Origin of the sequence: Acinetobacter sp. H1(2024), from assembly GCF_046557555.1 — a bacterium.
Lineage (GTDB): Bacteria > Pseudomonadota > Gammaproteobacteria > Pseudomonadales > Moraxellaceae > Acinetobacter > Acinetobacter seifertii.
In genome coordinates, this window is sequence record NZ_JBKGFO010000003.1 from 285,210 (window position 1) to 299,663 (window position 14,454).

The window sequence follows — 14,454 nt, forward strand, 5'->3', positions numbered from 1 at the left end:
AATAACGATTTCGGCTTAAAAAAATAAAGAGGCATTTAGCCTCTTTATAATATCGAACTTTACTGAAAATTAGCTTAAGGCGACTCTTGCTCGCGCTTGGTATATTGAATTGAAGCAATGACAGCCCACACAATAAACGCTACACCAATTAACCCTGTGACCACTTCAGGTACATGCACACCCGTACCGCTTGCAATCATAATGAATGCTAAAGCACCAATTGCATAATGTGCACCATGTTCCAAGAACACGTAAGCATCTAGCGTACCTTTTTCAACAAGATAAACAGTCATTGAACGAACAAAAATAGCACCAATCGCAAGACCCAGCATAATCACAACAACATCGCTGGTAATTGCAAATGCACCAATCACACCGTCAAAACTAAATGATGCATCTAATACTTCAAGATATAAGAAACCGCCTAAACCAGCTTTAACCACACCAGACGCAGCACCCGAGCCATCTTGTAATACAGCATTACCATTTTCATCAATTTCAGGCTCACCACCTAGCAAGTGACTTAATACTTCAACGCCAATATAAACCACAATGCCCCAAATACCGGCCATGGTCACGGCTAAACGTTGATGATCATCTACATAACCTGCCATTACAATTAAAGCGATTAAAGCAAGGAATACTGACATTGCTGGTACGCTAGCCAAACTCGTAAGTTTAGATTCAAGCCATCTAAACCAATGCGTTTCTTTTCCGTCATCGAAGAAGAAGTTTAGGAAAACCAACAACAGGAATGTTCCACCAAAAGCTGAAATTTCAGCGTGGTGCGCCATTAAGCGCTCAGAATAAGTTTTCGGATCATTGAGTGCCAGTTTTGCAACTTCAATTACCCCCATATCTGCGGTTACTGCAACAATCACAACAGGGAAAATCAAACGCATACCAAAAACGGCGATTAAAATCCCCACCGTTAAAAAGATCATTTTCCAGAACGGATCCCAATTACGCAAAACCGATGCATTCACGACAGCATTGTCAAAAGATAAAGAAACCTCCATTACAGCTAAAATTGCGGTAATGGTTAAAGCTTTAAGCATGGTAGACACACCAGCTTCAGGCCCATGGGTAAAACCCCAATACGCGGATAGTGCTAAACACACCACCGTAAAAAATATCGAAAATCGGAAATGCTTCATGGATCAGACCTATACCAAGAACTAAATTTAATCTTTCTTAAAACCGCGGTTATTATATCGATAATTAATCACAAAACGATGTTGTTTTGTGCCGTTATTCTCTTTACTTTATCCCTCTGTTTAATAAAGAAATTTATAATTCTTAATTAACTGGTTAATCGTATTAAATATTTTCTTGCGATATATCTATTATTATTATTTTTGTATTTTAAAATTGATTTAAAATCTGGTTCAGCTGTCTTATTTTAAATGGAATGAATTTATGCTTTTTTCTCAAGAACTCTGGCAACGTAATTTAAATTTATATCAAAAAATTCTCGACCTGCCTTTTAATCAGGAACTTGCTAGCGGTACTTTAGATAAAGAAGCATTTTGTCATTATGTTATTCAAGATGCTCAATACTTAGTGGCGTATGGGCGTGTACTTGCTGTTGCCGCAGCCAAAGCCTTTGATGCTGACGATATTATGCAGTTCTCAGATGCCGCAAAAATTGCAATTGTGGTTGAACGTAGCTTGCATGATGACTTCATGAAAAACTTTGGCGTAAGCAAAGAAGAATTTCAAAATACACCATTAACCTTGGCAGGCCATCATTACACTTCATTTTTAACCGCAACGGCTTGGTCAGAGAGCTACCCTGTTGTACTTGCTGCACTTTTACCTTGTTTCTGGATTTACGCTGAAGTTGGTAAAGATATTGTAAGCAAATCAGTTGCTAATAATCCTTACCAGGCATGGGTTGATACCTATGCTGGCGAAGAGTTCCATACGGCTGTTCGTAATGTGATTGCGACTGTAGACAAAGTAGCCGCACGTTGTGATGCAGACACACTAGAAAAAATGCATGCCGCCTACACAATGGGTGCAAAACTTGAGTGGTTATTTTGGGATAGTGCTTACCATCAAAGACAATGGTTAGGTTTAGACCATATTTAAAACTTTAAAAGAATCGATCAGATTGTTCATAGCTGATCGGTTCTTAATAAAATGCGAGACAGATATGTATATCGGCGAATTAGCATCTTTAACTGGAGCCACACCTAAAGCCATTCGGCATTATGAGAAATTAGGCTTACTGCCAGTCGCAAAAAGAAAAGGCAATTATCGTATTTATGAAGAGATTGATGTCAAATCAGTTAAGATGATTCGCCTTGCACAAGCAGTAGGATTTAGCCTTTCTGAGCTTTATGAGTTGTCAGCTTTAAAATATAAAAATAATCGCTTTCCAGTAGAAATTGCGCAGCAGCTTATTCAAAAAAAGAATCAACAAATTATTGAACAAAAAGAAGCATTAAATCGTTTGCAACTAGATTTAAAACAACTGGAAGATGAGATTATTGAAACTTATATTACCAGTAAAATTTCTGCTTAAAATGATGCATAAAAATCTAAAAATAGCTTTTGAATTTAGCGCTTGACTCTGCCCTTAGGGACAAGGTTTATCGTAAGGACTTCATGTATTACGGATAAATAAAATGAGCGCTCATCTTTCTACATTTAAAAATTCAACAGCATTAATAACAGGAGCATCTTCAGGAATTGGTAAAGCGTATGCTAAAAAAATTGCATCTTTAGGAATCCACCTGATTTTAACGGCACGCTCCGAACAAAAACTAAATGATTTAGCCGATGAACTGAGAAAAAAATATAGCGTAAATGTTGAAGTGATTGTTTTAGATTTAGCTCAACCCAATTCAGCTCAGACCTTATTTAATGAAGTGCAGGCAAGAAAATTATCGGTAGAAATTTTAATTAACAATGCAGGATTTGGAAAATGGACCAAGTTCCTTGATCAATCGATTTCTACCTATCAAGAAATGATTACACTTAACATCAGCAGCGTAACGTCTTTATGTTATCTGTTTTTGCCACATATGCTTTCGAACAAAAAAGGCATCATGATTAATATTTCGTCGACAGGTGCCTTCCAACCTCTCCCTTATATTGCTGTTTATGGCGCAACTAAATCTTATGTTTTACAGTTTACTGAAGCACTTGCAGGGGAATATGGCACTTCGGGTGTTAAGTTTATCGCTGTTTGCCCAGGCAATACCGAAACCAATTTTACTCAGGTCGCAAATGCCGATACCAGTGGAATGAAAAGCTCTACGGTAGATGATGTTGTCTCTGCTACAGTTCGAGCATTAGATAAAAATAAAGCGACGGTTGTAGTGGGGTGTAGCAATTATTTAACGTCTCAATTGCCACGAATTCTTTCCCGCAAAAAAATGATTAATTTAGTTGAAGGCATGCTCAGAACGCGTGTTCTTGAGCAGTCATAAAAAAATACTTCAATTTAAAAGATTAAGGGGTTTCTCTTAATCTTTTAATGCTGAAACAACTGCCACCCATAAATTAAACCTGCCGCAGCGACCACCCAACATAAGGTTGCCAAGCCCAGACACGACCACATCGACACGCGTGTTGCCAGCATGTAAACCGCAACTAAATAAATGGCATAAGGAATAAGTGACCATAGACCAAACAGAGCCGTTTTTTGTAATGCTTCGGCTCCTTTTTGCTGATAGACAATCACATGAGCAATTAAAGCAAAAGTAGGAAAAAGTGGGACTAAACCTGCAATATAAAATGCCTTACTTTTCGATAAAATCGAAATAATGAGGACAACCCCAGCCCCCAACATACATTTTAAAAATAACGCCCACATGTGCCGATCCTACCTGATCATTTCCATAACAAAACGCTGTATTGTGCGCTTTTTAAAGAAAATTAACAGCGACTAAAGCAATCAATGCAGGAACTGCCTGAATATAAATAATCTTTTTACTGGCAGTTAGACCACCATAAATACCTGCAATGAGTACACAACCTAAAAAGAAGTTGGCAATTGATGTGGCAAACGGCGCATCAGCCAATAAAGACCAAAATAAACCCGCAGCTAAAAAACCATTATAAAGCCCTTGATTTTGTGCCATGACTTTAGTGAGTTTTGCTTTTTCAGCATTATTTCCAAAGGCTTTCATGCCATAGGGTTTATCCCACAAAAACATTTCTAACACTAAAATATAGACATGTAATATGGCTATAAGCGCAATCAATATTTGTCCGATCATACGGTTTTCCTTTTTATTTTAAAGATATGAAAAAAGATCAGTCTCTCGACTGATCTTTTAGTGTTTTACGGTTTTAACAATACTTTGCCTTGTCGAGCACCTTGCGTTGCTCTTTGGGCAGCTGTTTTAATCTCATCAAAACTAAACACACCTTCTACAGGCAGAATTAATTTTTTCTGAGTCGCTAACGTTAATAACTCAACAATCAGTTCCTTTTTACGTTCTGCTGGCATTTCTTTATTGACCACACTCGCCCAGAACCCTTTTACTGTCGCTTGTTTGAAAATCAAATCGCCAGATGAAATCTGCATGGTTTCACCAGTCATACTGCCAAACGAAACCAATAGACTATTTTCACTGAGTAAATTCAGCATTTCACCACTTGCGCTGCCACCAATCGAGTCCACACCAGCAATCAACGGTTGGTCACCGTGAAGTTGCTTAACCTGCTCTTTCCAATTCGGCTGATCAGTCGCAACAACATGTTGAATACCTAATGCTTGCATCTCGGCAATTGCATCGGTACGACGAACCAGATTAATCACTGGTAAACCACGTGCCTGAGCAATCATGGCAACTGTTTTACCGACTGCACCATTTGCTGTGTTTTGAATCAACCATTGACCCGGTTGAACATTTACAAAGTCTAAAAGCATAAGCGCACTAATTGGCATACCAATCAGCTGCGCTGCTGTTTCATCATCAATTTCATTATTGAGTGGAATAAGCCCTTGAGCTGGTGCAATAAAGTATTCAGCCCAACTTCCATGTACAGCCGCAACTGCAATACGCTGCCCTATTTGTACATGAGTAACGCCTTCACCTAAGGCATCTACAATACCAACGCCTTCACTACCACCAATCGCAGGTAGGGTTGGCTTATAACCATAGCTTCCGCGTACTGTCCATACATCATGATTATGAATTGGAGACATGATGGTTTTAATACGCACTTCGCCTGCTTTCGGTTCTGGCTTTGGCATATCCGCCTGCTCTAAAACGTCTACAGGTTCGCCAAAATTACGATGGATAATACTTCGCATGCTTTATTCCTCTATCGGTTTTAAGAGTTGTTGGGTGGTTTCTAAGGCTAGGTGTAAATGTGCTTTGTCTTGCGACAGTTTTGTGAGTAAAGCGGCACCTAACCATAACTGATACATAACTTGCGCAGTTTTTAAAGGCTCAATGTGTTTTGGAATTGACCCTTCTTGTTGCCCGTCTTTGAGTAGCAAAGCCAAACGTTGCGTTAGTTTGTGCACACCGTCATTCAGAATTTGGCGCATATCTTCTGATAAGTCAGAAACCTCTGCTGCCAGTTTCACAATCAGACAGTTTTCAGCCCAGCTACCATTTACCGGATCATCAATCCATGCCTTCCATAACGCCATTAACCGCGCATGAGCACTTTGCTCACTGTGCTGCCAAAGTTGTTCTACTCTAACTTTATAGTCAGCCATGTATTGCTCTAGCAAGGCACAACCGAATGCCTCTTTCGAAGCAAAGTAGTGATAGAACGAACCTTTAGGTACGTCACAAACCTTTAAAATTTCTTGCAAACCGACACCGACAAAACCTTTGCGTAATACCAGCTCAAAGCTGGTATCTAAAATGTGTTGTCGCGTGCTTTCGCTTTTGTTTAATCGTTTCATGCATGTACCATACCCCACTAATAGACCAGTCGTCTAGTTAAATTGTGTTACGCGTTAAAATTTTGTTCAGAGTAGAAATGTAGAACGAGGAGTGTTAAAAATACAATCTGCTTATTTAAACAAATTTTGTCGATTGTCGTTTAACCGTCACAATTTGTCGCTTTAAATCATTTTGTAGCACTTGAACAATTTTAAATCGTTATCATATATAGGGTCTGTTGTTTATAACCAGTCACACCTCCCTGCGGCTGATCAATCAACACCTAAATTTTCATTAATACATAATTGAGATGTTTTATGAGCCAAAGTCATATCCGTATTCGAGGCGCACGTACCCATAACTTAAAAAATGTGTCACTCGATATTCCACGCGATAAATTTGTGGTGATTACGGGGCTATCAGGTTCAGGAAAATCTTCTCTTGCCTTCGATACCTTGTACGCCGAAGGACAGCGCCGTTACGTCGAATCGCTTTCGGCGTATGCCCGCCAGTTTTTATCGCAAATGGAAAAGCCTGAAGTCGACTCGATTGAAGGTTTGTCCCCAGCAATTGCCATTGAGCAAAAATCTACTAGTCATAACCCACGTTCAACGGTGGGTACGATTACCGAAATTTATGACTATTTACGTTTGCTTTATGCACGTGTTGGTACACCATATTGCCCTGAACACGACTTGCCGATGGTTGCGCAAACCGTTTCTGAAATGGTCGATGCGGTAAAAAACCTTGAGGAAGGTACAGCACTCATGTTGCTTGCCCCAGTAGTTCGTGAACGTAAAGGTGAATACAGTAACCTGTTCGAACAACTACAAGGCCAAGGTTTTGTTCGCGCGCGCGTAGATGGTGAAATCATTGATATTGATACGCCACCAGAACTCGACAAAAAGAAAAAGCACACCATCGAAGTTGTGGTTGACCGTTTTAAAGTGCGTGATGACTTAGGCAACCGTATTGCTGAATCATTTGAAACCGCACTTCGTTTAGGTGGCGATATTGCTGTTTTATCGTGGATGAATGGCGAACATCCTGATCGTGTTTTTTCTGCGAAGCATTCATGCCCTGAGTGTGATCGCGCAGTCGCAGAGCTTGAGCCACGTTTGTTTTCATTTAACAATCCGTTCGGTGCCTGCCCTGTTTGTGATGGCTTAGGTACACGCAGTCATTTTAGCTCTGAAAAGCTCATTCCAAATCCTGATCTTGCAATTAGTGAAGGAGCTATTCGTGGATGGGATCGTCAACGTCCATATTATTATTCAATGCTACAAAAAGTTGCCGACCATTTTGGTTTTCAACTTGATACACCTTGGAACCAGCTAGATAAAGACACTCAAAAGAAATTCTTACAAGGCACTGGCAAAGAAAAAATTGATTTAAGCTATATCGATGAACGTGGTCGTAAACATAATCGCGTGCAACCTTTTGAAGGGATTTTGCCGCACCTTGAACGTCGTTACCGTGAAACTGAAAGTAACTATGTACGTGATGATTTAGCTCAATATCTCTCTAATGCAGCGTGTGATGCATGTGATGGCTCACGTCTAAATGAAATTTCACGCCATGTTCGTGTAAAAGACAAAACTATTGCCGACATTACCCGCATGTCAATTGGTGATGCCGAAAGTTACTATCAAGATTTAAACCTTGAAGGTGCTAAAGGTGAAATCGCCGATAAAATCTTTAAAGAGATTCGTGAACGTTTACATTTCTTGGTAAGTGTTGGACTTAACTATTTAAGTTTAGCTCGTTCTGCCGAAACGTTATCGGGTGGTGAAGCACAGCGTATCCGTTTAGCCTCACAAATTGGTGCAGGTTTAATGGGCGTTATGTATGTACTCGATGAACCCTCAATTGGTTTGCATCAACGTGATAACGATCGTCTATTACAAACCCTGATTCGCTTACGTGATTTAGGCAACACGGTATTAGTTGTTGAACACGATGAAGACGCCATTCGTGCAGCCGACCATATTATTGATATCGGGCCGGGTGCGGGTGTACATGGAGGCGTGATTATTGCTGAAGGAACTTATGATGAATTGGCTGAACATGCCGACTCACTCACAGGACAATACCTATCTGGCAAACTCAAAATTGAAGTACCCCAAAAACGTACTGAATCGCCACGTCCAGATGAAGTCATCAAACTTTCAGGTGCAGCAGGCCATAACTTAAAAAATGTCGATTTAACCATTCCTCTTGGCATTATGACTTGTGTGACTGGTGTTTCAGGTTCGGGTAAATCAACACTAATCAACCGTACTCTGCTCCCATTAGCTGCCACACAGCTCAATGGTGCAACCACATTAACAGCAGAAAAGTTTGATTCAATTGATGGTCTACAACACCTAGATAAAGTCGTTGATATTGACCAAAGCCCGATTGGACGTACGCCACGTTCTAACCCTGCAACATATACAGGGTTATTTACACCAATCCGAGAGTTATTTGCTCAAACGCCAGAAGCGAAAGCCCGTGGTTATAGTGCAGGCCGTTTCTCGTTTAACGTGAAAGGTGGACGCTGCGAAGCCTGTGAAGGCGACGGCATGATTAAGGTCGCAATGCACTTCTTACCAGACATGTATGTACCTTGCGATGCCTGTCATGGCAAACGTTATAACCGTGAAACGCTTGAAGTCGGCTATAAAGGCAAAAACATTTCTGATGTCTTAGAAATGACGGTTGAAGATGCTGCTGAATTCTTTAGTGCTATTCCAGTCATCCACCGCCGCTTAGAAACCTTAACTCAGGTGGGCTTAGGCTATATTCGTTTAGGTCAGGCTGCAACTACACTTTCTGGTGGTGAAGCCCAACGTGTAAAACTCGCACGTGAGTTAGCAAAAAGAGATACGGGCAAAACTTTATATATCTTGGATGAACCGACAACAGGTCTGCATTTCCATGATATTGCCAAGCTACTCGACATTTTGCATGAGCTACGCAACAAGGGTAATACCATTGTCGTAATTGAACATAATCTTGATGTGATTAAAACAGCGGACTGGGTTGTCGACTTAGGTCCTGAAGGTGGCTCAGGTGGCGGTATGATCATTGCCGAAGGCACACCTGAGCAAGTGGCTGAGGTTGAGATTTCCCATACGGGTCGTTTCTTGAAACCGATGTTGAAGTAAATATCAAAGGGCTCGAATGAGCCCTTTAATTTTCTTGCAAGATTGATATTAAAAATTCAATATTTTTCTTAAGATAGCTATTCTCTGTAGCTGCTTTCTCTTCTAATATACCAAAAATCATACTTTTAATTTGGGGGGTTAAATCAGTATCTATTTGCTGTGAGAAAATCTTTATTATCAATGATAATTTACTAATATTTGAGAACCTAGGATCATCTGGAATTTGTTCCCATATTAAAACCTCCCAATCTGCTTTCGTTGCATTTCTTAAAGTACCACCATCCTCATGATTCCACCCATTATTGAGTAAATAGCGACTTATAACATCAAATAAATTTGGCAATCCTAAATCTGGATTACAATACTGCCAATATTTTAGATAACGATGAAATAGATTTTTACTATCATAGCCAAAGTCAAAAGCATCCTTAATAGTGCGTGTTACATTTTGATCTAAAGAGGATAGTATATTATCTTTAACTTTATGATTTAATTTACTTGATAAATCATGCCTGCCAAATTTTTTTAGTAGAGTACTATAGAAATATAAGTTTCCTAAAGTTTCTATGCCTACAAGTTCATTAGATAAATTAAATATTTGATAACAATAGGATTCATCAACTTCTAAATTTCGCCAATTATTCATTAAATTATGTAATTTATCTTTGTTGTTATTATTATTTTCAGAGATTAACTCAGAATTAGCTAAATTACTCAGCTCAGAAAAATTGATTATATCTCTTTGTTCAAACCATTTTTTAAACTCAATCATCCACAAATCATCTATTACAAATAAATAAGAAACCTTTTCAAGCTTACTAAGAATTACATTTCCACTAATTTCTTGATTAGAAGAATATTCTTTATTTATTAAATTTTTAACCGAATTTCTAATAGTAAAGTCATCCCATTTGATTCCGTATTTACCTCCAAAATCTGCAATAAAAAAACCTTGAAGGATCCTGATCAAAATATTTTTTTTAGTAGATATAGCTATATCTACACTTAGTTCTATACTAAACTTTCGATATAACTTAATCACTTTTTGGAAAAAACGAAAATTATGAATATCTAATTTTTCAGCGAAATCTATCATCAAATTCACTAATTGCTCATCGATATCTTTAGTATTTTCCCGAATTAAAGGTTCAACAGAATTTAAGATTATCGTTTCATCAACTAACTTTTCTTTGTAATCACCATATTTTTTCTTATTTTCGGCATCTGTTTTATCTTCATCTAAAATTAGAATAATTTGACAATTTTTTTCTAACTTTAGATAGTTTGCCAAGCCCATAACATCTTTAGTATCTAATTTATCAGACATTCGCTCGAAGTCATCAAAGCAAATAATGGCATCTTTGACTTGCGCAAACATTAAGCTATCAATCAACTTAACAGGCGCATTGATTCCTAATTGTGTAATACGAGTATCTTTAAAAATTGAAGGTAGGCTTTTAATCCATTTGGGAATTTCTATTGATGAGTGATAACTTTCTATACTGCTATAAATCTGAGTTTTGAGATCGCTTAAAGATTCTAATCCAAAGAGTGATACATAGGCATATTTTCGATTGAATACATTATCTTTTTTATAAATTCGTTCATCGGATAGTTGCTTATCTAAAAAATTTCTCCAAAAAAAAGTTTTACCAACTCCCCAAGATCCTGTAATCGCAATTGCTGTACCAATTTTTTCATTTTTTATATTATTTTCTAATAATTCTTTTAATCTTTTTTCTTTATCTAATACTTTCATAATTCAGTATATTTCAATTCAATATCCTCCTAATAAAACATAAATAATTTCATTTTTCAAAATAAGGTTTAAATTATCCCTCTACGACATTTCGCCCCCGAGCTTTAGCTCTTAAAAGTGAACGATCTGCTTTTTCTAATAGCTCCATCCAGCTTGTCGCTCCAATTGCAAAACCAATACTGACAGAGATATGCAATTTTTCATCCGAGCCAGATAAATCAATTCCTTCCAAAGAAATCGCAATACGAATTTTCTCTGCCAATAGACGGGCATCTAAAAACGGTATCTGCTCTAACAAGATTAAGAACTCATCACCACCATAACGAACGATTAAATCTGAAGCACGCACATTCGCTTTTAACTGATCTGCAATACGGCTAATGACTTGATCACCCACAATATGACCATATTGATCATTCACATCTTTAAAGCGATCTATATCAATAATCATCAAACAGGTTTTTGAAAATTTATTTGGATAACTCTCAACAATTTTTAAATATTCAGCTAGAGCCAAACGATTAGATACACCAGTTAAAGGATCTGTATTGGCTATATTTTTAAGTTGAAATTCAAATGCATCTCTTTGCTTAAGCATTTTTTGCAAACGATCAATTGCCTCAAACAGTGAAATAAACTCGCCCTTTTTAGAATTCAAATCATCTACTGGATAGTCTGTACTCTGAGACAGCTCAAGAATTAAAGTACGCGCTTGAATAAGAGGTTCAAAGACTCTTCTCTTTGCATAAATTAAAGTGAGTAAAGCAGCCGCTAAAGATATGCTCGAAATAAGTAAAGTCAGAAAGAATTTCTTTTTTGCTAAGTATTTCTCTTGAACTGCAATTGAGACACTCTTGTTAAGTAGAAACTTTTGTAAATCAATAACAGTGGTAAATTTACCAACAATATGGTCGGTAAGTTGATTAGCTGTTAAGTGATAAGCCTCTTTTTTTTGGCTTTCATCTAAAAGCTGACCAACAATAGGCACGCCTTTATCCAAAAACTCAGTTTTAACTCTTGAATAAAGCCGATGATATTCTTGAGTCTTGGCCTGTTCAGACTGTAATGTGTCTACAAGCGCCCATAAATATCGCGCCTGTTGTTGAGTCTGCAAAGAACGGGCCCGATTGTCATTAGGAATCGTTTCTTTAAACGTGATCGGTGCAATAACATTGGATGCAGTGCGACCAGCCTGATCCCGCATATCGGTTAATACAACAATCAAAGTAAAATAGTTATTAATTTGGCTGTCTTTACTTTTTAACTGCAACATCAGCTTTTGCAACACATCTCGGCAGCTATCCCAAGCACCAAACATCGCTAAAATTGCATTATCAAGCTTTTCGGAAGTTCTCGCCTGCTGGGGTGTAGCAACATAATCATCTACAACTGTACGTGCGCGCTTTAAGTCACTCTTAAATTTAGTATTTAAAATATCAGCTAAATCCGAATAGCCCTCTTCTCTTAAAACTCGAATCGTTTCATCAATTTGTTGATCAACACTAAGACGATATTGTTTTAAATTCTTTTGGTTTTTTAGAAAGTCAGCAGAGTTACTCGACATTAATTTATTTGCTGGTGCACGTTCTTTTGATACTTTATTTGCAACTTCAGCAATTAATTTTAAGCTTTTGATTTCAATCAAAGCTTGTTTGGTTTTTAAATATTCTTGATAGCTACTGACAATAAGAGGCACAGCCATAAACAGTAACGACAGAATAATGACCAACATAAAGAAAAATAGTCGATTACTGATATGTTCTGAACGTAATCCTGACATTTCTAGTTGGTACTCCGTAAATGTCCTACCATAATCACTGCTAAAGAATGAAGTAAGTAATGCGCATCCTAGCACTTTACTGAACAGAAGTTCAGCAACAAAGCTCAGGTAATATGATTAAGGGCGTCATCTTTACATTTCATAAAATATCTCATCGAATATGTAAATGATGGAATGACTATATTAAATCTCTATTTTACAAATACAGTAAGCTTCATAATTCTATAAAAACCTGCTTTTGTTGTTAAATGGCTCTCCAAACATCAGAAACCCAACATTAAATTGGATTTATTTTTATACAAAGAAAAAACGTTAAATTTCATGTAATTTTTTTAACAAATATTAATGTTTTCTTATAGATAAAAAAAAGCTCAACCTTGGGGAAAGCTGAGCTCGTAAAGTCTGATGTGATGCCACATCGTATCTGGTAAAGTCTTACTAACTTTAAAAATGTTAGGTAGTAAACTTTGCAATTGAATTGTGTGACTTATCTCTAATTTTGTAAAGTTGATTAAATTGATCAGAATTAATTTTTTAATCGTTTTTTTGATTTAAAAACGTATTTTTTTTGCCTTATTCAATTATATAATAATTCAAAATAGATAGATTATTTAGATAAACTTATCAAAATAGTGTTAACCATTACTCAAAATTTATAAAAACTGAAACAAGAACAATATTTGAGTGGTTATTTAATAAACAAATCGACACATTGGTTAACGTTAAAACCGATTAATAAAATCATTTTTTCCAATTGTAAATGTAATTATTTTTAAATCATTTGATGCTAATTCCATATGAAGCTTAAGGTTTAGCTTCTTGTTAATGCTAATTTTTTTAGTTGGTTGACATAAATCAATTCGATTGATGGTTATTTAACCATTTTTAACATAAGTGTCAAATTTCCTTAACATTACAATTCAACTATTATTGACTTCATAAATTGTTACAATACAATGACCCCAGCTTTATCTCTTGTTAACGCTGGAAATGATTATGAAAAAACTTGGTTTAGCCACTGCTGTATTATTAGCCATGACCGGTGCTCATGCTTATCAATTTGAAGTTCAAGGTCAATCTGAATATGTTGACACAACTGCAAACGATAAAAACTTCACTGGTGACGTTGCTGGTACATACTACTTAAAAAATGTTGATACCACTAAAGGTCCTTTAGCTGAAGCAGCTTTCTTGAACCAAGCTTCTAGCGTGTCTTTAGGTTACAGCTACCAACAATATGACCAAAACAACGGCTTAAACTACCGTGTAGGTACATACGGTGTTAAAGGTGAGGCATACGTTCCAACTCCTTACCTTCCTGTATATGCTAGCGCTACTTATAACCACACTGACGTTGATGGTAAAAACGCGATTTCTCGTGATGACCAAGGCGACCGTTATGCATTAGAAGTTGGTGCAATGTTGTTACCTAACTTCTTGATGACTGTTGGTTATACAAGCGTTGCTAATCAATTCGCTTTAGATAACTTCGGTATCATCAGCAACGGTATCTACTCTGCTGTTAACCAAACTGCTGCAATCCAAAACGATCAAGATGCTGTTACAGCTCGTGCTAAATATGTAGGTCCAATCGACGGAACTAACATGGCAATCGGTTTTGAAGCTGCTGGTGCTTTCGGTCAAGAAAACCAATACGGTTTAAAAACTGACCTTTACTTAACTCCTAAGTTAAGCGTTGGTGCTGCATTCATCGGTAACGACGGCGTAGCAAACATCAAAGGTAACGACCTTGGTGAATTCCGCCAAGCTTGGGGTGGTAACGTAAACTACTTCATCACTCCAGCAGTAGCTGTTGGTGCGTCTTACATGAAAGCTGACGTTAAAAATGCAAGCAACGATACTCAAACTATCGGCTTAAATGCTAAATTCCGTTTCTAATTTAAT

General features: G+C 37.4%; 12 protein-coding genes. 5 read left to right on the plus strand and 7 right to left on the minus strand.

Annotation, left to right across the window (positions count from 1 at the left end; genetic code table 11):
• Positions 1-74 precede the first annotated feature (74 nt).
• Positions 75-1,157 (minus strand): DUF475 domain-containing protein, encoded by a 1,083-nt coding sequence (locus ACLCEG_RS10965; RefSeq protein WP_004705003.1) that lies wholly within the window; start codon positions 1,155-1,157, stop codon positions 75-77.
• Between the two features lie 262 nt (positions 1,158-1,419).
• On the opposite strand from ACLCEG_RS10965, the gene tenA reads away from it, so the two are divergent.
• The 3 genes from tenA to ACLCEG_RS10980 all read left to right on the plus strand — a co-directional run bounded on the left by tenA (position 1,420) and on the right by ACLCEG_RS10980 (position 3,440).
• Positions 1,420-2,094 (plus strand): thiaminase II, encoded by a 675-nt coding sequence (gene tenA / locus ACLCEG_RS10970; protein ID WP_039255497.1) that lies wholly within the window; start codon positions 1,420-1,422, stop codon positions 2,092-2,094.
• A 64-nt stretch (positions 2,095-2,158) separates the two neighbouring features.
• Complete coding sequence (locus ACLCEG_RS10975) at positions 2,159-2,530, plus strand: MerR family transcriptional regulator (RefSeq protein WP_004704999.1); 372 nt, start codon at positions 2,159-2,161, stop codon at positions 2,528-2,530.
• Between the two features lie 103 nt (positions 2,531-2,633).
• A complete protein-coding gene (locus ACLCEG_RS10980) occupies positions 2,634-3,440 on the plus strand; it encodes an SDR family NAD(P)-dependent oxidoreductase (protein ID WP_004884868.1) in 807 nt (268 codons plus the stop codon).
• Positions 3,441-3,484: 44 nt separating this feature from the next.
• Here ACLCEG_RS10980 and ACLCEG_RS10985 read toward each other — a convergent pair whose 3' ends face one another.
• From ACLCEG_RS10985 to ACLCEG_RS11000, 4 genes are all read right to left on the minus strand, one after another.
• Positions 3,485-3,826, minus strand: coding sequence for a GlpM family protein (locus ACLCEG_RS10985; RefSeq protein ID WP_068935246.1), 342 nt, complete (start codon positions 3,824-3,826; stop codon positions 3,485-3,487).
• Between the two features lie 52 nt (positions 3,827-3,878).
• Positions 3,879-4,232, minus strand: a complete 354-nt coding sequence (locus ACLCEG_RS10990; protein WP_000580165.1) for a DUF1304 domain-containing protein — start codon at positions 4,230-4,232, stop codon at positions 3,879-3,881.
• A gap of 65 nt (positions 4,233-4,297) precedes the next feature.
• Positions 4,298-5,275: a zinc-binding dehydrogenase gene (locus tag ACLCEG_RS10995; protein ID WP_174723248.1), complete on the minus strand. Its 978-nt coding sequence runs from the start codon at positions 5,273-5,275 to the stop codon at positions 4,298-4,300.
• 3 nt (positions 5,276-5,278) lie between these two features.
• Complete coding sequence (locus ACLCEG_RS11000; protein ID WP_410567503.1) at positions 5,279-5,881, minus strand: TetR/AcrR family transcriptional regulator; 603 nt, start codon at positions 5,879-5,881, stop codon at positions 5,279-5,281.
• 297 nt (positions 5,882-6,178) lie between these two features.
• Here ACLCEG_RS11000 and uvrA point away from each other — a divergent pair, with 297 nt between their 5' ends.
• Positions 6,179-9,010, plus strand: coding sequence for an excinuclease ABC subunit UvrA (gene uvrA / locus ACLCEG_RS11005; RefSeq protein WP_410567505.1), 2,832 nt, complete (start codon positions 6,179-6,181; stop codon positions 9,008-9,010).
• 25 nt (positions 9,011-9,035) lie between these two features.
• Here the strand turns inward: uvrA and ACLCEG_RS11010 are convergent, their stop codons facing one another.
• Entirely contained in the window at positions 9,036-10,769 is a 1,734-nt protein-coding gene (locus ACLCEG_RS11010) for a KAP family P-loop domain protein (protein WP_410567507.1), read from the minus strand.
• Between the two features lie 73 nt (positions 10,770-10,842).
• On the minus strand, positions 10,843-12,549 hold the full coding sequence (locus tag ACLCEG_RS11015) for a GGDEF domain-containing protein (protein WP_077168854.1): 1,707 nt from the start codon (positions 12,547-12,549) through the stop codon (positions 10,843-10,845).
• A 996-nt stretch (positions 12,550-13,545) separates the two neighbouring features.
• Between ACLCEG_RS11015 and omp33-36 the strand changes: the two genes are divergently transcribed.
• Positions 13,546-14,448, plus strand: a complete 903-nt coding sequence (omp33-36, locus tag ACLCEG_RS11020; RefSeq protein WP_004704985.1) for a porin Omp33-36 — start codon at positions 13,546-13,548, stop codon at positions 14,446-14,448.
• Positions 14,449-14,454 lie beyond the last annotated feature (6 nt).